This window comes from Streptomyces sp. NPDC056738, from assembly GCF_042790435.1.
Taxonomy (GTDB): Bacteria; Actinomycetota; Actinomycetes; order Streptomycetales; family Streptomycetaceae; genus Streptomyces.
Genome location: NZ_JBHTZF010000003.1, coordinates 46,440 through 70,393, shown reverse-complemented (window position 1 = coordinate 70,393; position 23,954 = coordinate 46,440). Strand labels below are relative to the sequence as shown.

Sequence of the window (23,954 nt, the reverse complement as noted above, 5' to 3'; positions counted from 1 at the left end):
CGTGGACGCCGACGGCCCGCGGGGTCGGCGTGTCCGGGTGGTTGCGGGGTTCAGCCAGGCAATGGTACCTCTTATCGAGCTACCTCTAAACGAGGTAGCTCGTATCGAGGGAGCCTCTGTGAACGCCCATCGCAAGCAGCTCATGGCGCTCGCCCACCCCGTCTACCTCTCGCTGCTCGCCTCCGTCGCCGCCGGGATCATCAACACGGTGTGGGTCTCCCGGCTCGGCGGCGCCGCCGTGGCCGCCGTCGCCGTCGCGACGAACACCGAGAACGTGCTGCTCGGCGTCGCCCTGGTCTTCGCCTCCGGCACCACCGTCCTGGTCGCGCACGCCCGGGGCGCCGGCGACCCGGGCGCGGTCCGCGCGGCCGTACGCGGCGGCTGGGCGCTGTGCGCCGCGGTCACGCCGGTGATCGCCCTGGGCGGCTTCCTGCTGCGCGCACCACTGGCCCGGCTGGTCCTCGGCGGCGACGGGCGCGCGCTGACCCTCGCCGTCCAGTACTTCGCGATCTCCCTGCCCGGCATCGCCGTCTTCTTCGCCCAGAACCTCGTCGACGGCATCCTCAAGGGCGCCGGCGACACCCGCACCCCGATGCGCCTCGCCCTGCTGGCCAACGGCCTGATCCTCGGCCTCGACCCGTTCCTCATCCACGCGTACGGCGTCCGGGGCGCCGCCCTCTCGACCGTCCTGTGCCGCTCGGTGGCCCTCGTCGCCGGACTGCGCGCCCTGCGCCGCGACACGCTGCTCGCCGAGGCGGCCGGCGCGCGGCCCGCCGAGGCCACCGGCGCCGCCCTGCGCCGCACCCTCACCACCGGACTGCCCATGTCCGCCGACTTCACCGTGCGGCAGGGCGGCGCCCTGGTCCTGGTCGCGATCGTGGCCCGGCTCGGCACCACGGCGGTCGCGGCCTACGCGATCGCCTACAAGGTCATGTACGTCGCCACCATGGCGTTCTACGCGGTCCGCCAGGCCGCCTCGATCCACACCGCGCACAGCCGGGGCGCGGGCCGTGACGAGCGGGGCGCCATCGGACGCCAGGCCGTCCTCGTCTCGGGGAGCGTCGGCCTCCTCGCCGCGGGCCTGCTCGCCGCCCTCGCCCCCTGGATCATGCGGGCCTTCGGCGCCGGCCCCGCAGTCGCCCACGACGGCGTGCTGTTCCTGCGCTGTGTCGGCCCCTACCTGCTGCTGATGGCCTGCTTCATCGCCCTCGGCGGGGTCTTCGAGGGCAGCGGGGGAGCGCCGGTGCTGCTGCGGGTGACGCTGACGGGCACCGCGGTCCAGCTCCCTCTCGCCCTCGCCCTGTCCGGACTGGGGCTCGCGGGCGTCTGTCTGGCCCTCGCGCTGTCCATGACGGTGCAGTGCGCGGCCCTGTGGCTGTGGGCCCGGCGGAGCGCGCGGACCGGACCTCAGGGGGAGGCCAGGGTCTCCTTGGCGCGGGCGGCCTGAGCGGGCAGCTCCGGCGCGGGCCGGGAGACCGTGGAGCGCCACAGCTCCCGCGCGGCCAGCACCGAGGCGGCCACCAGCAGGCCGTTGCGCAGCACCAGGAGGGTGATGCCGAGGTCCGTGCTGCCGACGACGTCGCCGAACCAGGTCGGGAACTCCAGCACCGTCACGAAGCACGCGACGAGCACCAGGAAGGCGGGCAGCGCCATCCGGCCGGCCCGGAAGCACAGGCAGACCGCGGCGATCCCGACGAGCCACACCAGATACTGCGGGCTGATGACCCGGCTGGTCGTGGTGAACATCAGCACGGCGACGAACGCCGCGTCGGCGAGCGTGTGCGACAGGAACCGCTTGGCGCACAGCCGCCACAGGATGAGCCAGCCGAAGGCGAGCCCGGTCAGGACCAGCGCCGCGGTGCTCACCACGTCGACGTAGGGACCGACGAACTCCACCGAGCCGTAGTTGAGCAGCACCCGCCCGTTCCAGCCGTGGTGCCTGGCCACGTGGAAGACGAGGGAGCCGAGCGACTCCACCTCGGTGCCGCGGTCGCGCTGGAAGGTCAGGAAGGAGAACGCGCCCGGCATCGTCGCGAAGAACACCGCCGCGATCCCGGTCGCCGTCCCCGCGGCCCAGGCCCAGGCCCGCCCGCGCACCGCGCCGAGCAGCAGCAGGACCGGCCAGACCTTCACCATCGCGCCGAACCCCGTGAGCGCCCCCATCAGCCGCGGGTGGCGGGAGCCGGCGAGCAGCGCGGCGACCGCGACGGCCGTCACCATCACGTCGTAGCGGGCGTACACGGTCGGCCCGAGCAGCGGGACCCCGACCATCCACACCCAGGCGCCGCGGACGCTCCTGCCGGGGCGCGAGCCCGCGAACAGGAGCAGCCCGAACACCACCAGGTCGGCGACGAAGGCCAGCACGAAGAAGGCGTGCGCGTAGTCGAGGAACGGCAGCAGGGCGGGGGAGAGGATCGCGAGGGAGGCGGCCGGCGGATACTGCCAGGTGACGTCGTGCAGCGGGAACCGGCCGTCCTGAAGGACCTCGTACCAGCCGTGGTAGATCACCGAGACGTCGCTGGTGACGTCCGGGCCGGGGAAGACGTACACCTTGGCCACGAAGAGCAGCAGCGCCAGTCTGGTCAGACCCCAGATCAGCAGCAGTGCGGTCATGGCGAAGGGGAACCTCGTCCTCCGTGCCCCGGTCATGCCCACCTGGCCCTCATCGTCCGGAATCCGTGTGTCCCACCGTCGCGCTTCATCGCGGACCCAGGGTGACCCACCGGTCTGTGTACGAGCCGTCAAGCGCGGCCGCGCGGAGCTGTGAGTATAGGTTCGATAGTGTCGAACACGATGCACAAGACCCTGATCGTGACGAACGATTTCCCGCCCCGCCCCGGCGGCATCCAGGCCTTTCTGCACAACATGGCGCTGCGCCTGGACCCCGAGCGGCTCGTCGTCTACGCCTCGACCTGGAAGCGCGGCCACGAGGGCGCCGAGGCGACCGCCGCGTTCGACGCCGAGCAGCCCTTCACCGTCGTACGGGACCGTACGACCATGCTGCTTCCGACGCCGGGTGCCACCCGGCGGGCCGTCGGCCTGCTGCGGGAGCACGGCTGCACGTCGGTGTGGTTCGGTGCCGCCGCACCGCTCGGCCTGATGGCGCCGGCCCTGCGCAGAGCGGGCGCGACCCGCCTCGTGGCGACCACGCACGGCCACGAGGCCGGCTGGGCCCAGCTTCCCGCCGCCCGGACGCTGCTGCGCCGGATCGGCGAGTCCACCGACACGATCACCTACCTCGGCGAGTACACCCGCTCGCGGATCGCCGCCGCGCTGACGCCTGAGGCGGCCGCGCGGATGGTGCAGCTGCCGCCCGGTGTCGACGAGCGGACCTTCCACCCCGGTTCGGGCGGCGACGAGGTCCGGGCCCGGCTCGGCCTCACCGACCGGCCCGTCGTCGTCTGCGTCTCCCGCCTCGTCCCGCGCAAGGGCCAGGACACCCTGATCCTCGCGATGCCGCGCATCCTGGCCAAGGAGCCGGACGCGGTGCTGCTGATCGTCGGCGGCGGGCCGTACGAGAAGGACCTGCGCAAACTCGCGCACGAGACCGGGGTCGCGGGTTCGGTCCGGTTCACCGGGGCGGTGCCCTGGTCGGAACTGCCCGCGCACTACGGGGCCGGCGACGTGTTCGCGATGCCGTGCCGCACGCGCCGGGGCGGACTCGACGTCGAGGGGCTCGGCATCGTCTACCTGGAGGCGTCGGCGACGGGCCTTCCGGTGGTGGCCGGCGACTCGGGGGGCGCGCCCGACGCGGTGCTCGACGGCGAGACGGGCTGGGTCGTCCGCGGCGGCTCCGCCGAGGAGGCCGCCGACCGCGTCGTCACCCTGCTCGGCGACCCCGAACTCCGCCGCCGCATGGGCGAACGGGGCCGGTCCTGGGTCGAGGAGAAATGGCGCTGGGACCTACTGGCCGAACACCTGCGCGAGCTGCTCTAGCGTCCCCGGGTGCGCCTACGGGGGTGCCGCTTGCGGATCTCGGGCGCCTGCGGGCCGCCGGGGCCTGGTCGCGCAGTTCCCCGCGCCCCTGGCGGGGCACGTCCTACGGGCCCCGCTCCTGGCGGGCGCCCGCCAGGGACGGCTGCGCCGCGCTTACGGGGGTGCCGCTTGCTGTCCGCGGGCGCCTGCGGGCCGCCCCGGCCTGGCCGCGCAGTTCCCCGCGCCCCTGAACGGGCCCTGAACGGGCCCTGGCGGGCGCCCGTCAGGGCGGCCGTTCAGGGGCGCGGGGAACTGCGCGAGCAACCACGACGCACCTCCCGCCCGGGAACGACCTCCACCGCCTACGGCGGCCCCCGGAGACACCTGGACCGGAAGGGAAACGGCTCGCCCCCTCCATGTGGAGGGGCCGAGCCGTGAAGTTCCCGGCCGGGGCGGAACCCGGTCGCTCGGGCATCAGCCCCGATAAAGTGCCTCGATCTCGTTCGCGTAATCCTTGGCCACCACATTCCGCTTCAGCTTCAGCGACGGCGTCAGGTGCCCCGACTCCTCGGTGAACTGGTGGGCGAGGATCCGGAACTTGCGGACCGACTCCGCCTTGGACACCGCCGCGTTGCCGTCGTCGATGGCGTTCTGGATGGCCGCGATCAGATCGGCGTCCTCGCGCAGCGACGCCGCCGTCGAGCCGGCCGGCTTCCCGTGCTCCTCGGCCCAGCGGCCCAGGAACTCCTCGTCGACCGTGACCAGCGCGCCCACGAACGGACGCCCGTCGCCGACCACCATGCACTCCGCGACCAGCGCGTGGGCGCGGATGCGGTCCTCTATGACGGCCGGGGCGACGTTCTTGCCGCCCGCGGTGACGATGATCTCCTTCTTGCGGCCGGTGATGCGGAGGTAGCCGTCCTCGTCGAGGGTGCCGATGTCACCGGTGTGGAACCAGCCGTCGGCGAGCGCCTCGGCGGTCGCGCCCTCGTTGTTCCAGTACTCCTTGAACAGGTGCTCGCCGTGCAGCAGCACCTCGCCGTCGTCGGCGATACGGATCACGGAGCCGGGCAGCGGCTGACCGACCGTGCCGATCTTCGTACGGTCCCACGGGTTGAAGGCCGTGGCCGCGCAGGACTCGGTGAGGCCGTAGCCCTCCAGGACCGTGAAGCCGATACCGCGGAAGAAGTGGCCGAGCCGCTCACCCAGCGGGGCACCGCCCGAGATCGCGTACTCGCCACGGCCGCCGAGCACCGCGCGCAGCTTGCTGTAGACGAGCTTGTCGAACGTCTTGTACTTGATCTTCAGACCGAGCGACGGCCCCGAGGGGGTGTCCAGCGCGCGGCTGTACGCGATCGCCGTGTCCGCGGCCTTGTCGAAGATCTTGCCCTTGCCGTCCGCCTGGGCCTTGGCGCGCGCCGAGTTGTAGACCTTCTCGAAGACACGCGGCACACCGAGGATCAGCGTCGGCCGGAACGAGGCCAGCTCGTCGGTGAGGTTCTTGATGTCCGGGACGCAGCCCAGCTTGATCGGCGCCATCATCGGCGCGACCTGCACGAGCCGCCCGAAGACGTGCGCGAGCGGGAGGAACAGCAGGACCGAGCACTCGCCGGTGCGGAACAGCGGGCGCAGCCGCTCCACGATGTTGCCGCACTCCGCGAAGAAGGCGCGGTGGGTCAGGACGCAGCCCTTGGGGCGGCCGGTCGTCCCGGAGGTGTAGACGATGGTCGCCGGGTCGTCCGCCTTGGCGAGCGAGCTGCGCTCCTCGACGGTCGCGTCGCTGACGTCCGCGCCCAGGCGCCCCAGCTCCTCGACGCCGCCGGCCTCGATCTGCCAGACGTTCTCGAGGGCGGGCAGCCGGTCGCGCACCGACTCCACGGAGGCCGCGTGCGCCGGCAGCTCGACGATGCAGGCCCGCGCGCCCGAGTCGCCGAGGATCCACTGCACCTGCTCGGGGGAGCTGGTCTCGTACACCGGCACGGTGACGGCGCCGGCGCTCCAGATGGCGAAGTCGAGCAGCGTCCACTCGTAGCGGGTACGGGACATCAGGGCGACCCGGTCACCGGGCTGCACGCCCGCGGCGATCAGGCCCTTGGCAGCGGAACGCACCTCGGCGAGGAAGGTGGTGGCGCTGACGTCCGTCCAGGTGCCGCCCACCTTGCGGGCGATCACGGCTACGTCGGGATGCTGCGCGGCGTTTCTGCGGACGATGTCGGTGAGATTTCCGTCCGCAGGGACCTCGTACAAAGCCGGAAGGCTGAACTCGCGCAAGACTGCTGCTCCTCATAGGGCGCCGACGCCACGACTCTGTGTGATGCGACGGTGCGGTCCAAGGCTCGGGCAAGTACTCAAGAGATCACTTGTTGAAATCCCGAGTACGACTGGACTGCCCGGACGTTACCCGCCGGTATGGCCTCTTCGACAGGGGGTCCCGGCGAGATGTTCCATGCGTCACACGTGGTGGCGTTCCTGCGCGCACAGTAGTCCACGGCCTTCCGGGCATGCCAGTAATCGCAGGTCCGGCCGCCTCTGTTCACGTTTGCCGCACGCGCCTACGCTTGATCGTCATGGCATCCACACCTGTCGGCCGTCCGAGGACGCGCGTTCATGTGGTCAGCGACGTGCACGGCAACGCCCGCGACCTGGCCCGGGCCGGCGACGGCGCCGACGCCCTGATCTGCCTCGGTGACCTGGTCCTCTTCCTCGACTACGCCGACCACGCGCGCGGCATCTTCCCGGACCTGTTCGGCGTGGAGAACGCCGACCGCATCGTCGAGCTGCGCACGGCCCGCCGCTTCGAGGAGGCGCGCGCGTTCGGCGCCCGGCTGTGGGCGGGCATCGGCACCGACCGGGCCGCGGCGATCGAGAAGGCCGTGCGCAAGCAGTACGCCGAGATGTTCGCCGCGTTCCCGAATCCGACGTACGCCACCTACGGCAATGTCGACATGCCGACCCTGTGGCCGGAGTACGCCGGACCGGGCACCACCGTCCTCGACGGGGAGCGGGTGGAGATCGGTGGCCGGGTCTTCGGGTTCGTCGGCGGGGGACTGCGGACACCGATGCGGACGCCGTACGAGATCAGCGACGAGGAGTACGCGGCCAAGATCGAGGCGGTCGGCGAGGTCGACGTGCTGTGCACGCACATCCCGCCGGAGGTGCCGGAGCTCGTGTACGACACCGTCGCGCGCCGCTTCGAGCGAGGCTCCCGCGCACTTCTCGACGCGATCCGGCGTACGCGCCCCCGCTACGCGCTCTTCGGCCACGTCCATCAGCCCCTCGCCCGCCGGATGCGTGTCGGGGCGACGGAATGCGTCAATGTGGGGCACTTCGCGGGGTCGGGCCGTCCCTGGGTGCTGGAGTGGTGACGCCGCGACGGGGCTGAAGGGCAGGTGGGGTGACGGCGCCCACGGCCGTGCGCGGTAGCCTTCACGCTGCACACACGTGCGCACCACCCTCCCTCACCGGACCGCATCTGGAGGAGCCACCGCGATGGCGGAACACACCAGTTCGAGCATCACGATCGAGGCGGCACCGGCTGACGTCATGGCGGTGATCGCCGACTTCGCCCGCTATCCGGACTGGACGGGCGAGGTGAAGGAGGCGGAGGTCCTCAAGTCGGACGACCTCGGCCGTGCCGAGCAGGTCCGGCTGGTCATGGACGCCGGTGCGATCAAGGACGACCAGACCCTCGGTTACACCTGGACCGGGGACCACGAGGTCTCCTGGACCCTGGTCAAGTCCCAGATGCTCCGGTCGCTGGACGGCTCGTACCTTCTCAAGCCCGCGGGCGAGGGGGCCACCGAGGTCACCTACCGGCTGACCGTCGACGTCAAGATCCCCATGCTCGGCATGATCAAGCGCAAGGCCGAGAAGGTCATCATCGACCGTGCCCTGGCCGGCCTGAAGAAGCGCGTAGAAGAAACCGCCTGACCCCCGGGGGCCCGGCCCACCCCGGCCTTTCTTCGCCCCCTCCGCCCCTACCCGTCCCATACCTGGGGCTCCGCCCCAGACCCCGCTCCTCAAACGCCGGAGGGGCTGAAAATTTCGCCGGCCGGGGCTGAATCCTGCTGGAACCGTCTGGATCGCGCACCCGCAGCCGGGATCCGGCGCGAGGGGACGTGGCGGTACATCAATGGCCGTCGCCACCGACGGTCACTCCTCACCCGACGGCGACGGGCTGATGTACCGGCGCGGCCCCGACCCACCCACCGGCCGGACCCGGAAACCGCCGAGGCCACCGCACCGGTAGCGTTCAGCCCCATGCGCACCATCCTGATCACCGGCCAAGGCGGCACAGGCCGTACCACCGTCGCCGCGGCCACCGCGCTGCGGGCGGCCCGCGAGGGCACCCGCACCCTGGTGCTCACCGCCGACCGCACCGACACCCTCGGCGCCGTCCTCGGCGTCCCCACCGGCCCCGACCCCGTGGAAGCCGCCCCCGGCCTCACCGCCTGGCGCCCCGACCCCGCCGCCCGCTTCCGCGACGACCTCACCGCCTTCCAGCGCCGCGCCACCACCGCCCTCGACCTCCTCGGCGCCTCCCGCCTGGACGCCGAGGAAGTCACCCCGCTCCCCGGCGCCGAGGAACTGGCCCTCCTGCGCGCCCTGCGCGACGCCGCGCTGTCGGACGCGTACGGCCTGCTCGTCGTGGACCTGCCCCCGGCCCCCCAGGCCCTCGCCCTCCTCGCCCTCCCCGAGGAGCTCCGCCGCTACCTGCGCCGCCTGCTCCCGCCGGAGCGCCAGGCGGCCCGCGCCCTGCGCCCGGTCCTCGGACGGCTCGCGGGCGTGCCCATGCCCTCCGAGTGGCTGTACGAGACCGCGGGGCGCTGGGACATCGAACTGGCCGCCGTGCAGGCGGTGGTCGAGGACCGCGCCACGACCGTACGGCTGGTCGCCGAACCCGGACCGGCCGGCACGGACGCGGTCCGCACCGCCTCCACCGCCCTCGCCCTGCGCGGACTGCCCGTGGACGGCCTCGTGGCGAACCGCGTCCTGCCCGGCGCCACCCACGACGCCTGGCTGGGAGCCCTCGCGGCCCAGCAGCGCAAGGCCCTGGACGAATGGCGCGAGACGTACGCCGTCCACGAGGTCCCGCACCGCGGCCACGACCCGCGCGGCACCGACGACCTCGCCGCGCTCCCCGTGCCCGGCGTCAACACCGCGCCCACCCCGGTCGAGTGGCCCGTGACCGACCGCCTCGCCGACGACGGCGTGCTCGTGTGGCACATTCCGCTGCCCGGCGCGATACGCGACGAACTCGACCTCATCCGGCGCGGCGACGAACTCGTCGTGACCGTCGGCCAGTTCCGCAGGATCGTCCCGCTGCCTTCCGCGCTCCGCCGCTGCACGGTGGCCGGAGCCGCGCTGCGCGAGGGCGAGCTGCGGGTCCGTTTCACGCCGGATCCCGGGCTGTGGCCGCGCGAGAAGTGACCCTGCCGCGATCCGGGGCACCGGCACGGTGAACGGGATACGCCCGTTCGGGTAACGTCGAAAGCAAGGAAATCGTAGGCAGGAGTCCCGCCATGAGCGAAGAGCGCCCACCGTCCGAGGCCGCTCAGGAGGAGACGGCCGACGAGGTCCGTGTCGACGAGGTACCCGTCCAGGAAGCGCACGCCACCGACGACGACGCCTGGGCGACGGCCTGCGCCGAGGACCTCGCCGCGGAGAAGGCCCGCCGCCGCGCCCGGCAGGGCCCGCCGCCCGGCTCGGCCGCCGAGGAACTGCGCAAACTCGTCGACGCCGTCGCCGACAAGCTCTCCGGACTCCAGTCCCCGCTGTTCGGCGCGGTCGCCTCCGGCACCGCCCAGCAGATGGTCAACCAGGTCGTGCAGCAGGCCAAGGCCGCCGTGGAACCGGTGCTGGAACGCAACCCCGAGGTCTTCGACCACCTCGCCGCCGCCGGTTCGGAACTGCTCGCCGCGTACCGCTCGGCCGTCGAGAACCAGGAGCGTCGCTGGACCACTCGGGACACGGGTTCCCGCGACGACGAGTCCGGTCCGGGCGAACACATCGACCTGGACTAATCGCCCCTCGGGTACGGTTGGCCGTAGCGGGGCTCGACCGAAACTGAGGGATTCATGGGACTCACCATCGGCGTCGATATCGGCGGCACGAAGATCGCGGCCGGTGTGGTCGACGAGGAAGGCAATATCCTCTCGACGCACAAGGTGCCGACCCCGACCACGCCGCAGGCGATCGTGGACGCCATCGCCTCGGCCGTGGAGGGCGCGCGCGCCGGGCACGACATCGTAGGCGTCGGCATCGGTGCCGCCGGATATGTGAACCGCCAGCGCTCGACGGTCTACTTCGCGCCGAACATCGACTGGCGCAACGAGCCGCTCAAGGCCGAGGTCGAGCGGCGTGTGGGCCTGCCGGTCGTCGTGGAGAACGACGCGAACGCGGCCGCCTGGGGCGAGTACAAGTTCGGCGCGGGCAAGGGCCACCGCAACGTCATCTGCATCACCCTGGGCACCGGCCTCGGCGGCGGCATCATCATCGGCAACAAGCTGCGCCGCGGCCACTTCGGCGTGGCCGCCGAGTTCGGCCACATCCGGATGGTCCCGGACGGGCTGCTGTGCGGCTGCGGCTCGCAGGGCTGCTGGGAGCAGTACGCCTCCGGGCGCGCGCTCGTCCGGTACGCCAAGCAGCGGGCCAACGCGACCCCGGAGGCGGCGGAGGTCCTCCTGGGGCTCGGCGACGGCACCCCCGAAGGCATCGAGGGCAAGCACATCTCCATGGCCGCCCGGCAGGGCGACCACGTCGCGGTGGACTCCTACCGTGAGCTGGCCCGCTGGGCCGGCGCGGGTCTGGCCGACCTCGCCTCGCTCTTCGACCCGTCCGCCTTCATCGTCGGCGGCGGCCTGTCGGACGAGGGCGAGCTGGTCCTCGACCCGATCCGTAAGTCGTACAAGCGCTGGCTGGTCGGCGGCAACTGGCGTCCGGTCGCCGACGTGATCGCCGCGCAGCTCGGCAACAAGGCGGGTCTCGTCGGAGCGGCGGACCTGGCCCGGGAGCCCGACCCGATCATGTAGGTCACCCCGTCTCGCACGACAGCGCCCGCCGCCCCCCGCACAGGCCGGCGGGCGCAGTCGTGTCCGCACCTTTCGTTCCCGAAGGCGAGCCATGCGGTTCTTCGGCCCCCCGCGCGGGCGTCGGGCGCGTATCTTGATCGCCATGCCGACCGCGTTCTCCGCCAGTCCGCTGCCCGCGTCCCGCACCGAAGCCGACGGCTCGGCCGTGATCCGCGTGCTCAGTTACAACATCCGCTCGATGCGCGACGACACCGACGCGCTCGCCCGAGTGATCAGCGCCTGCGCACCGGACCTCGTCCTGGTCCAGGAGGCGCCCCGCTTCTTCCGCTGGCGCAAGAAGCTCGCGCGTCTCGCCGCCGCCTCCGGTCTCGTCATCCTGTCGGGGGGCGCCACCGCCTCCGGGCCCGCGCTGCTGTGCACGCTGCGGGCCACCGTGGAGCGCACCGAGGACGTCCTGCTGCCGCTCACCCCGGGACAGCACCGCCGGGGCTTCGCCACGGCGGTCGTGCGGTTCGGGGGCGCCCGGCTCGGCGTGCTGAGCTGTCATCTGTCGCTCCAGAAGGCCGAGCGCCACGAGCAGGGCGGCATGCTCCTCGACCGTCTCGCCGGTCTCGGCGCCCCGCACGTCGTCGCGGGCGGGGACCTCAACGAAGGCCCGGCGGGACCGACGTTCCGCCGTCTGGCGGGCGCGCTCCAGGACGGCTGGGCGACCCGGCCCTGGGGCGGGGAGCACACCTGGACGTTCGCGGGTCCCTACCGGCGCATCGACGCCGTCTTCGCGAGCTCCGGCATCGAGGTCCTCGGCTGCGGGGTGCCGCTCGGCCTGCCCGGAGTGAGCGAAGCGGACCTGAGGGCGGCCACGGACCATCTGCCCGTACTGGCCGCCCTCAGAGTGCCCGCGTCCTAGGGAGCGGGCCGAAGCCTCCCACCCCACCTCGAACCACCCGCCTGCGGAACCACGCCCGGACCCGGATCTCCACCGCACCCGGATCTCCACCGGACCCGGTTCTCGGCGCACCCGGATCTCGACGCACCCGGGCCGCGATCCCGGTCAGACCACCGCGCCGCGCCCCGGGTCCTCGTGGTCCTCGTCGTCGTCCTTCATGCGCGTCACCAGCGTGGCGAAGCCGCCGAGGAAGCCGCCGATGCCGAGGGTGGTGAGCCACCAGGTCATGTCCCAGCCGAACAGGACGGCCAGCAGCAGCAGGGCGGGGCCGCCGAGCACGCCGAGCCAGGCGAACTTGGCGGTCGTGTCCGCGGCGGGCAGCGGGGGCGGCTCGGGCGGGACGAAGTGACCCTCGTCGTCCTCGTCGAAGTCGTCCTCGGACGGCTCGGGCGCGCGGTAGTCCCGCGGGCCGCCGACGCCGGGCGCGAAGGAGATCGAACTGCCGAGCGGCTTGACGGCGGAGGGCCCCGAGCCGGAGGCCTCCGGCTCGGACCCGGCACCCGGAGCCGGGGTGTCGTCCTCGCCCGTGTCGTCCCCGGAGCCGCCGCCGGTCCCGGCGTCGGCGTCGGGACCGGGCTCGGGGAGCGCCAGGTCCTCGATCGACCGGAAGGGCCGCGAGCCCGGCGGGTCCGGCGGCTCCTCGCCGTAGCCCTCGACGATCGACTTCCAGGCGGCCTCCTCGTCGAAGGGCACGCTCTGCTCGTCGCCGGCGGACGTGCCGCGGGCGTCTCCGGACGGCTCCGCGAGCGGGTCCCCGGCGGACTCGGTGAGCGGGTCGCCGACCCCCTCGCCGCGGGCACCGTCGAGCGGCTCGCCCACAGGCACGCCCTTCTCCTCGGAGTCGCCGCGGTCCGCGTCGTGCTCAGTCACCGGCTGCCGTCCCTTCCTGCCCGCCCACCCGACCGGCGTCGGCCTCCTTGCCGGCACCGGGCGCGATCCGGGTGACGAAGGAGTGACTCTCCTCGAAGATCCGGTCCGCGTCGTGGTCCAACGTCGCGACGTGGTAGCTCTGTTCCAGCACGATCTCCGTGACGTCCGTGGAGGACACCCGCCCGAGGATGCGCGCCGAGTCCGCGGGGGAGACCACATGGTCCTGGAGGCTGTGCAGCAGCAGGAGCGGCTGGGTGACCTGCGGCAGCTCCGCGTCGACGACCGCGCACAGCCGGCGCATCGAATGCGCGGCGTGCAGCGGCACCCGGCCGTAGCCGATCTCCTCGGAGCCCTCCTTCGCGATGTCGCTCGCGATGCCCTTCGTCGAGGGGACCAGGTGCCGCAGGACCGGCAGGAGACGCGCGGCCGGACCGTGCACCTTGTTCAGCGGGTTGACGACCACGACGCCGTCGACCTCGTCCCCGTGCTTCGCCGCGAGCCGCAGCGCCAGCGCGCCGCCCATCGAGAGCCCGAACACGAACACCCGCGAGCAGGTCCGGCGCAGCGCGCGCAACTCGCGGTCGACCTCGGCGTACCAGTCCTGCCAGCCGGTGAGCTGCATGTCCTCCCAGCGGGTGCCGTGCCCGGGCAGCAGCGGCAGCGCGACGGTCAGACCACGGTCGGCGAGATACTCGGCCCAGGGACGCAGTGACTGCGGGGAGCCGGTGAAACCGTGGCAGAGGAGGACGCCGACGTCTCCGCCCTCGTGGCGGAACGGCTCGGCTCCAGGAAGGACCGGCACCTCGGTCTCCTGTTCATGAGTTGGGCGGAAAACGACTCCGGGTGTGCTTCACCGTACGCGACCGTACTGACACCGACCAGGGTCGTCGGGTCCTTCTACGGCGCTCCGGGTTAAGGTCTGATCTACGACACAGGAGGCACGCGGGTGATCTACGGCGCAATGAAGTTTTCCATCGGAGGGCCGCTGAAGCTCGCCTTCAGGCCCTGGGTGGAAGGCCTCGAGAACATCCCCGCCGAGGGCCCGGCGATTCTGGCGAGCAATCACCTCTCGTTCTCGGACTCCTTCTTCCTGCCGGCGGTCCTCGAACGCAAGGTGACCTTCATCGCGAAGGCCGAGTACTTCACGACCCCGGGCATCAAGGGCCGGATGACGGCCGCCTTCTTCAAGGGCGTCGGCCAGCTCCCGGTGGACCGTTCCGGCGCGCGCGGCGCGGGCGAGGCGGCCATCAAGAGCGGTATAGACGTGATCGAGCGCGGTGAGCTGTTCGGCATCTACCCGGAGGGCACGCGTTCGCCCGACGGCCGCCTCTACCGCGGCAAGCCGGGCGGCCTCGCACGGGTGGCGCTCGCGACCGGCGCGCCCGTCATCCCGGTGGCGATGATCGACACCGAGAAGATCCAGCCGCCGGGCAAGCTGATGCCCAAGCTGATGCGTCCGGGCATCCGCATCGGCAAGCCGCTGGACTTCAGCCGCTACAACGGCATGGAACACGACCGGTTCGTGCTCCGCGCGGTGACCGACGAGGTCATGTACGAGATCATGAAGCTGTCCGGGCAGGAGTACGTCGACATCTACGCGACGGCCGCCAAGCGGCAGATCGCGGAGGCGGCGAAGGCCGAGAAGGACGCCGAGAAGGCGGCCAAGGCGCAGCTCGCCCAGGCCGAGAAGCAAGCCGAGAAGCAGGCCGACGAGCAGGCCCAGGAGCCGGCGGAGCGGACCGCGGAGCCGACGGCCGGGGAAGAGACCGGGACGCAGGCCGAGAAGCAGGCCGCTCCCGACGAGGCGCAGGCCGCTCCCGGAGCGCAGGCCGCTCCCGGGGCGCAGGCCGCTCCCGGAGCGCGGGACGTGGAACAGGCCGGTCCGTAGGCGGGGCCGGGGGCACGGAGGAGGCCGGGCCGGCCGGAAGGCAACGGTCCGGCTCCCAGGAGCGTCCGTAGGGACGTCGGCAGGGCGGGGCAGGGCGGGGTGGGGGCATGGCCAGGCGCGAGAGAGTCATGAGGATGTCGGTCGAGCAGCCGCTGTGGCGTGCGCTGACCGGCTACCGGGTGCTGACCGTGCTGTACGCGATCGGGCTGTTCGCCACGACGTACGACAAGTTCGACCGCCCGTGGGTGGCCGTCGCGTTCTTCGCGTTCCTGCTCGTCTGGACGCTGGCCACGCTCCCCAGGGTCTCCGGCGCGGCCAACTGCACCAAGCGGTTCCTTGCCGCCGACCTCACCGTGGCGCTGACCGGCATCCTGCTCACCCGCGTCGCCGACTCCGCCGCGCGCATCGACGGGGGCGGCCCGACGCTGCCGTCGATATGGACGGCCGGCGCCGTCCTGGCCTTCGCGATCAAGGGCGGCTGGCGCTGGGCGGCCTTCGCCTCCACGCTCGTCGCCGCGGCCAACCTCGTCGAGCGCGGCGCCCCGACCCGGGACACCGTGCACAACGTGATCCTCGTCTGGGTCGCCTCCATCGCCATCGGCTACGTCGTCGAGGTGGCCCGCGCCTCCGAGCGCACCCTCGCCCGCGCCCTGGAGATCGAGGCGGCGACCCGGGAGCGTGAGCGGCTGGCCCGGGACATCCACGACGGGGTGCTCCAGGTCCTGGCCATGGTGCAGCGGCGCGGCAGCGCGCTCGGCGGCGAGGCGGCGGAGCTCGGCCGGATGGCGGGCGAGCAGGAGGTCGCGCTGCGCACGCTGGTGTCGGGCGGTCTGGTGCCCGTCTCCCGGGTGTCGGAGGACGCCGCGCTCGGCGCGCTGGTCCGTGCCGTCGACGAGCCCGACGACGAGGATCCCGAGGGCCCGCTCGATCTGCGTGTCCTGCTGGCCCCGTACGCCACCGCGCGCGTGACCCTCTCCGAGCCCGGCGCGCCGGTGCCGCTCGACCCGCCCGCCGCGCGGGAGGTGGCCGCGGCCGTGGGCGCCGCCCTGGACAATGTGCGCAGGCACGTGGGCGAGGACGCCCCGGCCTGGATCCTCGTCGAGGACGAACCGGACGCGGTGATCGTGACGGTCCGCGACGACGGCCCCGGCATCCCGGAGGGGCGGCTCGCCCAGGCCGAGGGCGAGGGGCGGCTCGGCGTGGCGCTCTCGATCCGCGGCAGGCTGCGCGAGCTGGGCGGCACGGCGGAACTCGTCTCGGTCCCGGGACAGGGCACCGAGGTCGAGCTGAAGGTACCGAAGGACGCGCGGGGGAAGGCGAGGACACGATGACGAAGGCGGCGGCAGGACGATGACGGGCACGACCGCGGACCAGCCGCGGACGGGGGAGACCCCCATCAAGGTCATGGTCGTGGACGACCATCCCATGTGGCGTGACGCCGTGGCCCGGGACCTGGAGGCCGCCGGGTTCGACGTGGTCGCGACCGCCGGCGACGGCGAACAGGCCGTGCGCCGCGCGCTCGCGGCCGCGCCCGACGTCCTCGTCCTCGATCTGAACCTGCCCGCCAAGCCCGGCGTTCAGGTCTGCAAGGAGCTGGTCGGCGCCGACCCGTCCCTGCGCGTCCTGGTCCTGTCGGCGAGCGGCGAGCACGCCGACGTGCTGGAGGCGGTGAAGTCCGGGGCGACCGGCTACCTCCTGAAGTCGGCGTCCGCCGAGGAGCTGGCCGACGCGGTGCGCCGGACGGCCGCGGGCGACCCCGTGTTCACCCCGGGCCTCGCGGGTCTGGTCCTCGGCGAGTACCGCCGGCTGGCCTCGGAAACCGCCCCCGGGACGGGCACCGACGAGCCGAGGGCCCCGCAGCTCACCGACCGCGAGACCGAGGTGCTGCGCCTGGTCGCCAAGGGTCTGAGCTACAAGCAGATCGCCGAACGTCTGGTCATCTCCCACCGCACCGTCCAGAACCACGTCCAGAACACCCTGGGCAAGCTGCAGCTCCACAACCGCGCCGAACTGGTCCGCTACGCCATCGAGCGGGGCCTGGACGGGGCGTGAACGGTACAGATGCCACCTTCCGGGTGATCTATTGATCAACTACCCGACAATTCACCGGAACAGCCCGTCCGCACCATGCCGAAGTGACGTGGATCACTATTAGCGTGAGTCCGACAGCCAAACGTGGCGAAGGGACTTTCCATGCGGGTCGGAGTACTGACCGGAGGCGGCGACTGCCCCGGGCTCAACGCCGTCATCCGGGGCATTGTCCGCAAGGGCGTGCAGGAGTACGGCTATGACTTCGTCGGCTACCGGGACGGCTGGCGGGGGCCGCTCGAAGGCGACACCGTACGGCTCGACATCACCGCCGTGCGCGGGATCCTGCCGCGGGGCGGCACCATCCTCGGATCCTCGCGCACCAACCCCCTCAAGCACGAGAACGGCATCCGCAGAATCAAGGAGAACCTCGTCAAGCAGGAGGTCGAGGCGCTCATCGCCATCGGCGGCGAGGACACCCTGGGCGTCGCCGCGCGGCTCGGCGACGAGTACGGCATCAACGTCGTCGGCGTACCGAAGACCATCGACAACGACCTCTCCGCCACCGACTACACCTTCGGCTTCGACACGGCGGTCAACATCGCGACCGAGGCCATCGACCGCCTGCACACCACCGCCGAGTCGCACATGCGCGTCCTCGTCTGCGAGGTGATGGGCCGCCACGCGGGCTGGATCGCCCTGCACTCGGGCCTGGCCGGCGGCGCGAACGTCATCCTCATCCCCGAGCAGCGCTTCGACGTGGACCAGGTCTGTGCCTGGGTGACCTCGCGCTTCAAGGCCTCGTACGCGCCGATCGTCGTCGTCGCCGAGGGCGCCATGCCCAAGGACGGCGACATGGTCCTCAAGGACGGCAGCCTGGACTCCTTCGGGCACGTCCGGCTCTCCGGCGTCGGGGAGTGGCTGGCCAAGGAGATCGAACGGCGCACCGGCAAGGAGGCCCGCACCACGGTCCTCGGGCACGTCCAGCGCGGCGGGACGCCCAGCGCCTTCGACCGCTGGCTCGCCACCCGTTTCGGGCTGCACGCCATCGAGGCCGTTCGTGACGGCGACTTCGGCAAGATGGTGGCGCTGCGCGGCACCGACATCGTCCGCGTCCCGATCGCCGAGGCCACCGCCAGGCTGAAGACGGTCGACCCCGCCCTGTACGCCGAGGTCGGGGTGTTCTTCGGCTGACACCGGCACCCGGCCGTGCCCGCGCGGTCAAGGGGTACGGGCCGTATATTCGGCCCGTACCCCAGCACGGGAGAGACCGGTGGAGATTCTGGCGTTCGGCGTCCAGTCCGACGAGAAGCCCCTGCTGGAGAAGGCCTTCGGGGAGCGCCACGCGGTCCGCTGCCTCGACGTCTTCCTCAGCGAGGACACCGCCCCCATCGCGGCCGGCCACGAGGCCGTGTCCACGAGCGTCAACTGCGCCCTGGGACACCGTGTCCTGCAGACCCTGGCGGCCGGCGGCACCCAGCTCGTCGCCCAGCGCTCCACCGGGTTCAACAACATCGACCTCGACGTCGCCGAGCGTCTCGGCCTGACGGTCGCCCGGGTCTCGTCCTACTCGCCCTACTCGGTCGCCGAGTTCGCCTGGACCCTCGGCATGGCCGTCAACCGCCGCATCGTGCGCGCCGCCAACCGCACCCGCGACTTCGACTTCCGCCTCGACGGGCTGATGGGCCGTGACATGCACGGCCGCACCGCGGGAATCGTCGGCACCGGGAAGATCGGCGCGGCCTTCGCCCGGATCGCCCACGGCTTCGGCATGAACCTGCTCGGCTGGGACATCGCCGAGAACCCGGCGTGCCTCGGACTCGGCATGCGGTACGTCTCCAAGGAGCGCCTGCTCGCCGAGTCCGACCTCGTCACCCTGCACGTCCCGCTCATGCCGCAGACGCAGCACCTCATCGACGCCGAGGCCCTGCGCGCCATGAAGGACGACGCGATCCTGGTGAACTCCAGCCGCGGCGGCCTCATCGACAGCCAGGCCCTCGTCGCCGAACTGCGCGAGGGCCGCTTCACGGGCGTCGGCCTCGACGTGTACGAGGCGGAGGCCGGGCTGTTCTTCCTCGACAAGTCCCTCGAGACCGTCGAGGACGACACCCTGGCCCGCCTGGTCACCTTCCCGAACGTCCTGGTCACCTCGCACCAGGCGTACTACACCCTGGACGCCGTGGGCCAGATCGTCGACGCGACCGCCGCGAACGTCCGCGACTACGCCGAGGGCCGCCGCTCGGAGAACGTGCTCGTGCCCCGGAGCTGACCGGTCAGCTCCCGCACCACGGCCGCGCCGTTCAGCGTCAGCACCGACTCCGGGTGGAACTGCACGCCCGCGAAGCCGGGACCGCGCAGCGCGTGCACCTCGCCGTTCGCGGCCCGGCCGACCTCGACGCCGTGCGCGGCCAGCTCCGCCAGCTCCTCGTCGTCGCAGCGCGCCACGAAGCTGTTGTAGAACCCGACGGTCTCGGGCCGCCCGAAGAGGTCGATCCGGGTCTGCGCGCCCTGGTACGGCACGTCCTTGCGGACGATCTCCAGCCCCAGCTCGGCCGCGATCAGCTCGTGCCCGAGGCAGACACCGAGGACGCCGTGCCGGTGGTCACGCAGCACCTCGGCGGTCAGCCCGCGCAGAAAACGCATCTTCGGGTCCGTCCCGTCGGAGGGATCGCCGGGCCCCGGGCCGAGGACGACCGGACCCTCGTGCGCGAGGACCGCCTCCCGCAGCCCCGGCTCGTCGTAGCGGCGCACCGTCACCTCGAGCCCGGACGACCGCAGGACGTGCGCGAGCATCGCGGTGAAGGTGTCCTCGGCGTCCACGACCAGCGCGTGCCCGGCGAGTTCACCGGAACGCTCTTGCATCCGCAGCCAGAACGGCGCCAGCGAGGCACGCCGTCCGTCCAGCGACGCCCGCACCCGGGGATCGTCGCCCAGCCGCGGCCGGGCGCCGTCCGGGCGCGGCCGGCCGGGCCGCACCCCCAAGGCGGCGAGCACACCCGCCGCCTTGGCGTGCGTCTCGGCGACCTCGCCCGCCGGGTCCGATCCGCGGACGAGGGTCGCGCCGACCGGCACCCGCAGCCGGCCGTCCGCGTCGATGTCGGCGGTGCGGATGAGGATCGGGGAGTCGAGGGTCTGCGCCCCGGGCCCGCCGTCCGGTCCGCCCTCCGGCTGCCGCCCGACCAGCGCCAGGGCCCCCGCGTAGTAGCCCCGACCGCCGACCTCGTGACGCTCGATCACCCGGCAGGCGTTCTGCACGGGCGAGCCGGTGACGGTCGCCGCGAACATGGTCTCCCGCAGCACGTCCCGCACGTCCAGCGAGGAGCGGCCCCGCAACTCGTACTCGGTGTGCGCGAGATGGGCCATCTCCTTGAGCCGCGGCCCGATCACCACCCCGCCCATGTCACCCACGGTGCACATCATCTTGAGCTCCTCGTCGACGACCATCGAGAGCTCCTCGATCTCCTTGCCGTCGGCGAGGAACGCCAGCAGATCCTCGGGCGTCGGCCCCCCGGCCGGGTAGCGGTACGTCCCGCTGATCGGGTTCATCACGACCGTCCCGGCCGACATCCGCACATGCACCTCGGGGCTCGCGCCGACGAGCGTCCTCTCCCCGGTGTGCACGACGAACGTCCAGTACGCGCCCCGCTCGCCGGTCAGCAGCCGGCGGAACAGCGCCAGGGCGTCCGCCCGTCCGAACCCCGGGATGCGGCCCTCGTACGTCCGCCGGATCACGAAGTTGGCGCCCTCGCCGCGCCCGATCTCCTCCCGCAGCACCCGCTCCACGATCCCGGAGTACTCCTCGTCGCCCACGTCGAAGCCGCCGCCCTCGACCCGGACGTCGTGGTCCGGGAGCTCGGCCAGCGCCCGCGCGAGCGGCACCTCATGGCGTTCCTCGGGGACGAGCACCGCGAGCGGGGTGCCGTCGTCGCGTACGTCGAAGCCGCGCTCCCGGATCTGCCGGAACGGGATCAGCGCGAGGCACTCGTCGGGGAGGTCGGCGAGGCGCGCCACCTCGCGCACCGGCCCCAGCAGCAGTTCGACCACGTCATGGTCGCGGCCCGGCGTACGGCGGCGCAGCAGGGCGAAGGGACGGGGATCGTCCAGCAGGTCGAGCAGATTCATCGGGTGCGGTCCTTCTCTCGGGATCGTGCATCTCGGAGAGGAACGACCCGGGTCCGCAAACACCGAAGGCCGCCCCTCGGGCGGCCTTCGCGAAGTCGTGTGTCGACGCGCAGTCAGTGGGCCGCCGGATGAGCGGTCCACCACCAGTTCTGGTTCGAATGCGCGAACATGCGCCGCACCTTACCCGACGGTGAGGGGCGGGCAACAGCGTGAAACGGCCCCGCGGGGCGTTCCTACCGTCCGGTCACCGGCCATGCATGGCCAGAGACAGCCCGAACGCACCGAGAAACGAGAACCATGCGCGCAAGCCGTTCGCCCCAGACCCTCCGGACCGGAGCCCGCGCCCTGACCGTGCTCCTCGCGGCCGCCGCCCTCGCCGCCGGACCGCTCGTCCCCGCGAGCTCCGCCCCGCGACCGAGCGACGCCGAGGACCTCACCCAGGTCGCCTACCGCGGCTACATCTTCACCGTCCCCGACTCCTGGCGGATCGTGGACCTGAAGAAACATCCCGACACCTGCGTCCGCTTCGACCGGCACGCCGTCTACCTCGGCACCCCGGGCACCGACCAGAACTGCCCGGCCAGGGCCAGCGGCCGTACCGAGGCCCTGCTGGTGCAGCCCGCCCCGGTGGCCCCCAGAGCCGTCACCGAGAACCCGGTGGCCCGCACCTACCGGGCCACCGCCGACCGCATCGCCGTCACCGCGGCCTACGGATACGACCGCGCGCGCATCCAGGACGTCCTGAGCAGCGCCGGACTGCCCGTCGCCGCCGCCCGCCGCGAGGAGCCGGGGCAGCAGCGCGCGGCGGCCCCGCTGCCGAAGGACGCGACCTCCTTCCGCGGCGAGGGCTTCGACGCCTGCACCGCCCCCAGCCAGTCGGCGATGGACGCCTGGCGCGACGACTCCCCGTACGGCGCCATCGGTGTCTACATCGGCGGCATCAACCGCGCCTGCGCCCAGCAGCACCTGACCGCGGACTGGGTGCGGACGCAGTACACGCGCGGCTGGCGCTTCTTCCCGCTGTACGTGGGCCGGCAGCCCTCCTCCGACGGCGGGAGCTGCGGAGGCGGCTGCGCGGCCATCACCAGCCCGGTCTCGCAGGGCACCGCGGGCGCCGACGACGCCGTCAAGCAGGCGGCCGCGCTGGGCTTCGGCAAGGGCACGGTGCTCTACCTCGACCTGGAGCACTACGAGCCCGGAGGCAAGGTCACCGACTCGGTGCTCGCCTACCTCCAGGCTTACACCGTGCGTCTGCACGCGCTCGGCTACCGCTCCGGCGCGTACGGCAACACCTCGTCCCTGGTGTCCGACCTGATCGCCAACAAGAGCCGGGTCACCCTGCCCGACGTGATCCACTTCGCCCGCTGGAACCGGGTGTCGAGCACGTCCGACTCCTCGATCCCCTCGACGCTGTGGTCCAAGCACCAGCGTGTCCACCAGTACGTGGGCGACACGACCGAGACCCACGGCGGGGTGCGGATCTCCATCGACCGCGACCGCCTCGACGTGGACTAGGACCGTCCGCACCTCTCCGGGCGGGTGTCGCGAGCGGTCGCGGCGCCCGTCCGGAGCGTCACCGATCGAGCGCGGTTCGTCTCACTTGATGGGCATGTGGATGGGACGCCCGACACGACCCCGTAATGTTGTCCGGGTGACCGTGAACGCTAAGTCCAGCGCGAGCGCTGGCAACACCTGGCGAAACCTGCCCGCGGCGCAGCAGCCCGAGTACCCCGATGCCGAGGCTCTGCGCGATGTGATCGCGGACCTCGAGTCGTATCCGCCGCTCGTCTTCGCGGGCGAGTGCGACCAGCTGCGCGCCCGGATGGCGTCCGTCGCCAAGGGAGAGGCGTTCCTTCTCCAGGGCGGCGACTGCGCCGAGGCCTTCGACGCCGTGTCGGCCGACCACATCCGCAACAAGCTCAAGACGCTGCTCCAGATGGGCGCCGTCCTCACGTACGCCGCCTCGGTGCCGGTGGTGAAGGTCGGCCGGATCGCCGGCCAGTACTCCAAGCCCCGCTCCAAGGGCACCGAGACCCGCGACGGCGTGACGCTGCCGACCTACCGGGGCGACTCGGTCAACGGCTTCGACTTCAACGAGAAGGCCCGTATCCCGGACCCCGAGCGGCTGAAGCGGATGTACAACGCGTCCGCCTCGACGCTCAACCTGGTGCGCGCCTTCACCACCGGCGGCTACGCCGACCTGCGCCAGGTGCACGCCTGGAACCAGGACTTCGTGAAGTCGTCCCCGTCCGGCCAGCGCTACGAGCAGCTCGCGCGTGAGATCGACAACGCGATGAACTTCATGCGGGCCTGCGGCACCGACCCGGAGGAGTTCAAGACCGTCGAGTTCTACGCCTCCCACGAGGCGCTGCTCCTCGACTACGAGTCGGCGCTGACCCGCGTCGACTCCCGTACGGGCGACCTGTACGACGTCTCGGGCCACATGGTGTGGATCGGCGAGCGCACCCGTCAGCTCGACGGAGCGCACATCGAGTTCGCGTCGAAGATCCGCAACCCCGTGGGCATCAAGCTGGGCCCGACGACGACGGCCGAGGAGGCGCTGCAGTACATCGAGCGCCTCGACCCGGACCGCGAGCCCGGCCGGCTGACCTTCATCGTGCGCATGGGCGCGGACAAGGTCCGCGACAAGCTGCCCGAGCTGGTCGAGAAGGTCACCGCCTCCGGCGCGACCGTGGCCTGGGTCACCGACCCGATGCACGGCAACACCTTCGAGGCGGCCTCCGGCCACAAGACCCGCCGCTTCGACGACGTGCTCGACGAGGTGAAGGGCTTCTTCGAGGTCCACAAGGGTCTCGGTACGCACCCGGGCGGCATCCACGTCGAGCTCACCGGTGACGACGTCACCGAGTGCGTGGGCGGCGGCGACGAGATCTTCGTCGACGATCTGCACCAGCGCTACGAGACGGCCTGCGACCCGCGCCTGAACCGCAGCCAGTCCCTCGACCTGGCCTTCCTCGTCGCCGAGATGTACCGCGACCAGTAGGAGATCAACAGGCGTCACGCCTGTTACGGGCACCTGGAGTGGGGGGGGGGGGGCGCCAACAGAAACCACCACCCCCCAGATAGATCGTGTGTGGTGTGTGTGGGGGGGGGTTGTTGCGATGACCAGAAAAGCGACGGCGAGCCCCACAAA

21 protein-coding genes are annotated in these 23,954 nt (G+C 72.2%); 15 read left to right on the top strand and 6 right to left on the bottom strand.

Going from position 1 to position 23,954, the window contains the following annotated elements:
* Positions 1 to 118 precede the first annotated feature (118 nt).
* Positions 119 to 1,447 carry an MATE family efflux transporter gene (locus ACFRIC_RS07725; RefSeq protein ID WP_382781049.1) on the top strand — a complete coding sequence of 443 codons (1,329 nt, stop codon included), beginning with the start codon at positions 119 to 121 and terminating at the stop codon, positions 1,445 to 1,447.
* On the opposite strand, the gene ACFRIC_RS07720 is transcribed toward ACFRIC_RS07725, so the two are convergent.
* On the bottom strand, positions 1,408 to 2,613 hold the full coding sequence (locus ACFRIC_RS07720) for a glycosyltransferase 87 family protein (RefSeq protein ID WP_382781046.1): 1,206 nt from the start codon (positions 2,611 to 2,613) through the stop codon (positions 1,408 to 1,410). The two genes, ACFRIC_RS07725 and ACFRIC_RS07720, sit on opposite strands and share 40 nt — an antisense overlap.
* Before the next feature lie 180 nt (positions 2,614 to 2,793).
* Here ACFRIC_RS07720 and ACFRIC_RS07715 point away from each other — a divergent pair, with 180 nt between their 5' ends.
* Positions 2,794 to 3,936: a glycosyltransferase family 4 protein gene (locus ACFRIC_RS07715; protein WP_382781044.1), complete on the top strand. Its 1,143-nt coding sequence runs from the start codon at positions 2,794 to 2,796 to the stop codon at positions 3,934 to 3,936.
* 453 nt (positions 3,937 to 4,389) lie between these two features.
* Here the strand turns inward: ACFRIC_RS07715 and ACFRIC_RS07710 are convergent, their stop codons facing one another.
* Positions 4,390 to 6,186 carry an AMP-dependent synthetase/ligase gene (locus ACFRIC_RS07710; RefSeq protein WP_382781041.1) on the bottom strand — a complete coding sequence of 599 codons (1,797 nt, stop codon included), beginning with the start codon at positions 6,184 to 6,186 and terminating at the stop codon, positions 4,390 to 4,392.
* 338 nt (positions 6,187 to 6,524) lie between these two features.
* Here ACFRIC_RS07710 and ACFRIC_RS07705 point away from each other — a divergent pair, with 338 nt between their 5' ends.
* The 6 genes from ACFRIC_RS07705 to ACFRIC_RS07680 all read left to right on the top strand — a co-directional run bounded on the left by ACFRIC_RS07705 (position 6,525) and on the right by ACFRIC_RS07680 (position 11,853).
* Entirely contained in the window at positions 6,525 to 7,280 is a 756-nt protein-coding gene (locus ACFRIC_RS07705; protein WP_382782718.1) for a metallophosphoesterase, read from the top strand.
* A gap of 124 nt (positions 7,281 to 7,404) precedes the next feature.
* Positions 7,405 to 7,845, top strand: coding sequence for an SRPBCC family protein (locus ACFRIC_RS07700; RefSeq protein ID WP_355769797.1), 441 nt, complete (start codon positions 7,405 to 7,407; stop codon positions 7,843 to 7,845).
* Between the two features lie 330 nt (positions 7,846 to 8,175).
* Positions 8,176 to 9,345 (top strand): ArsA family ATPase, encoded by a 1,170-nt coding sequence (locus ACFRIC_RS07695; RefSeq protein ID WP_382781039.1) that lies wholly within the window; start codon positions 8,176 to 8,178, stop codon positions 9,343 to 9,345.
* A gap of 92 nt (positions 9,346 to 9,437) precedes the next feature.
* Positions 9,438 to 9,938, top strand: coding sequence for a DUF5304 domain-containing protein (locus ACFRIC_RS07690; protein ID WP_382781036.1), 501 nt, complete (start codon positions 9,438 to 9,440; stop codon positions 9,936 to 9,938).
* Positions 9,939 to 9,992: 54 nt separating this feature from the next.
* A complete protein-coding gene (locus tag ACFRIC_RS07685; protein WP_382781033.1) occupies positions 9,993 to 10,946 on the top strand; it encodes an ROK family glucokinase in 954 nt (317 codons plus the stop codon).
* A 142-nt stretch (positions 10,947 to 11,088) separates the two neighbouring features.
* On the top strand, positions 11,089 to 11,853 hold the full coding sequence (locus ACFRIC_RS07680) for an endonuclease/exonuclease/phosphatase family protein (RefSeq protein ID WP_382781030.1): 765 nt from the start codon (positions 11,089 to 11,091) through the stop codon (positions 11,851 to 11,853).
* A 144-nt stretch (positions 11,854 to 11,997) separates the two neighbouring features.
* Here the strand turns inward: ACFRIC_RS07680 and ACFRIC_RS07675 are convergent, their stop codons facing one another.
* Entirely contained in the window at positions 11,998 to 12,762 is a 765-nt protein-coding gene (locus ACFRIC_RS07675) for a hypothetical protein (RefSeq protein WP_382781027.1), read from the bottom strand.
* On the bottom strand, positions 12,755 to 13,564 hold the full coding sequence (locus ACFRIC_RS07670) for an alpha/beta hydrolase (RefSeq protein ID WP_382781024.1): 810 nt from the start codon (positions 13,562 to 13,564) through the stop codon (positions 12,755 to 12,757). The genes ACFRIC_RS07675 and ACFRIC_RS07670 overlap by 8 nt, the downstream gene beginning before the upstream one ends.
* 159 nt (positions 13,565 to 13,723) lie before the next feature.
* On the opposite strand from ACFRIC_RS07670, the gene ACFRIC_RS07665 reads away from it, so the two are divergent.
* The 5 genes from ACFRIC_RS07665 (at position 13,724) to ACFRIC_RS07645 (ending at position 18,947) form a co-directional block, all read left to right on the top strand.
* Positions 13,724 to 14,650 (top strand): lysophospholipid acyltransferase family protein, encoded by a 927-nt coding sequence (locus ACFRIC_RS07665; RefSeq protein ID WP_382781021.1) that lies wholly within the window; start codon positions 13,724 to 13,726, stop codon positions 14,648 to 14,650.
* Positions 14,651 to 14,757: 107 nt separating this feature from the next.
* Positions 14,758 to 15,981, top strand: a complete 1,224-nt coding sequence (gene macS, locus ACFRIC_RS07660) for a MacS family sensor histidine kinase (protein WP_382781018.1) — start codon at positions 14,758 to 14,760, stop codon at positions 15,979 to 15,981.
* Positions 15,982 to 16,000: 19 nt separating this feature from the next.
* A complete protein-coding gene (locus tag ACFRIC_RS07655; RefSeq protein WP_382781015.1) occupies positions 16,001 to 16,702 on the top strand; it encodes a response regulator in 702 nt (233 codons plus the stop codon).
* A 141-nt stretch (positions 16,703 to 16,843) separates the two neighbouring features.
* Complete coding sequence (locus ACFRIC_RS07650) at positions 16,844 to 17,872, top strand: 6-phosphofructokinase (RefSeq protein WP_382781012.1); 1,029 nt, start codon at positions 16,844 to 16,846, stop codon at positions 17,870 to 17,872.
* A 79-nt stretch (positions 17,873 to 17,951) separates the two neighbouring features.
* The gene (locus ACFRIC_RS07645) at positions 17,952 to 18,947 is read left to right on the top strand and encodes a 2-hydroxyacid dehydrogenase (protein ID WP_382781009.1); all 996 of its coding nucleotides are present in this window, start codon (positions 17,952 to 17,954) and stop codon (positions 18,945 to 18,947) included.
* Here the strand turns inward: ACFRIC_RS07645 and ACFRIC_RS07640 are convergent.
* Complete coding sequence (locus ACFRIC_RS07640; protein ID WP_382781007.1) at positions 18,899 to 20,800, bottom strand: anthranilate synthase family protein; 1,902 nt, start codon at positions 20,798 to 20,800, stop codon at positions 18,899 to 18,901. The genes ACFRIC_RS07645 and ACFRIC_RS07640 overlap by 49 nt on opposite strands.
* A gap of 113 nt (positions 20,801 to 20,913) precedes the next feature.
* Positions 20,914 to 20,970, bottom strand: coding sequence for a trp operon leader peptide (locus ACFRIC_RS07635; RefSeq protein ID WP_101392327.1), 57 nt, complete (start codon positions 20,968 to 20,970; stop codon positions 20,914 to 20,916).
* Positions 20,971 to 21,097: 127 nt separating this feature from the next.
* Here ACFRIC_RS07635 and ACFRIC_RS07630 point away from each other — a divergent pair, with 127 nt between their 5' ends.
* Together ACFRIC_RS07630 and ACFRIC_RS07625 are read left to right on the top strand one after the other, a co-directional pair.
* The gene (locus tag ACFRIC_RS07630) at positions 21,098 to 22,315 is read left to right on the top strand and encodes a glycoside hydrolase domain-containing protein (protein WP_382781003.1); all 1,218 of its coding nucleotides are present in this window, start codon (positions 21,098 to 21,100) and stop codon (positions 22,313 to 22,315) included.
* Positions 22,316 to 22,451: 136 nt separating this feature from the next.
* Positions 22,452 to 23,804 carry a class II 3-deoxy-7-phosphoheptulonate synthase gene (locus tag ACFRIC_RS07625; protein ID WP_382781000.1) on the top strand — a complete coding sequence of 451 codons (1,353 nt, stop codon included), beginning with the start codon at positions 22,452 to 22,454 and terminating at the stop codon, positions 23,802 to 23,804.
* The last annotated feature ends 150 nt before the right edge of the window (positions 23,805 to 23,954 follow it).

What these genes read in the sequence shown, in the direction of transcription:
- ACFRIC_RS07720 (WP_382781046.1), bottom strand. Translation starts at nt 2,613, where the DNA reads ATGACCGCACTGCTGCTGATCTGGGGTCTGACCAGACTGGCGCTGCTG.
- ACFRIC_RS07715 (WP_382781044.1), top strand. Translation starts at nt 2,794, where the DNA reads ATGCACAAGACCCTGATCGTGACGAACGATTTCCCGCCCCGCCCCGGC.
- ACFRIC_RS07700 (WP_355769797.1), top strand. Translation starts at nt 7,405, where the DNA reads ATGGCGGAACACACCAGTTCGAGCATCACGATCGAGGCGGCACCGGCT.
- ACFRIC_RS07695 (WP_382781039.1), top strand. Translation starts at nt 8,176, where the DNA reads ATGCGCACCATCCTGATCACCGGCCAAGGCGGCACAGGCCGTACCACC.
- ACFRIC_RS07690 (WP_382781036.1), top strand. Translation starts at nt 9,438, where the DNA reads ATGAGCGAAGAGCGCCCACCGTCCGAGGCCGCTCAGGAGGAGACGGCC.
- ACFRIC_RS07685 (WP_382781033.1), top strand. Translation starts at nt 9,993, where the DNA reads ATGGGACTCACCATCGGCGTCGATATCGGCGGCACGAAGATCGCGGCC.
- ACFRIC_RS07680 (WP_382781030.1), top strand. Translation starts at nt 11,089, where the DNA reads ATGCCGACCGCGTTCTCCGCCAGTCCGCTGCCCGCGTCCCGCACCGAA.
- ACFRIC_RS07665 (WP_382781021.1), top strand. Translation starts at nt 13,724, where the DNA reads ATGAAGTTTTCCATCGGAGGGCCGCTGAAGCTCGCCTTCAGGCCCTGG.
- macS (WP_382781018.1), top strand. Translation starts at nt 14,758, where the DNA reads ATGGCCAGGCGCGAGAGAGTCATGAGGATGTCGGTCGAGCAGCCGCTG.
- ACFRIC_RS07655 (WP_382781015.1), top strand. Translation starts at nt 16,001, where the DNA reads ATGACGGGCACGACCGCGGACCAGCCGCGGACGGGGGAGACCCCCATC.
- ACFRIC_RS07650 (WP_382781012.1), top strand. Translation starts at nt 16,844, where the DNA reads ATGCGGGTCGGAGTACTGACCGGAGGCGGCGACTGCCCCGGGCTCAAC.
- ACFRIC_RS07640 (WP_382781007.1), bottom strand. Translation starts at nt 20,800, where the DNA reads ATGAATCTGCTCGACCTGCTGGACGATCCCCGTCCCTTCGCCCTGCTG.
- ACFRIC_RS07630 (WP_382781003.1), top strand. Translation starts at nt 21,098, where the DNA reads ATGCGCGCAAGCCGTTCGCCCCAGACCCTCCGGACCGGAGCCCGCGCC.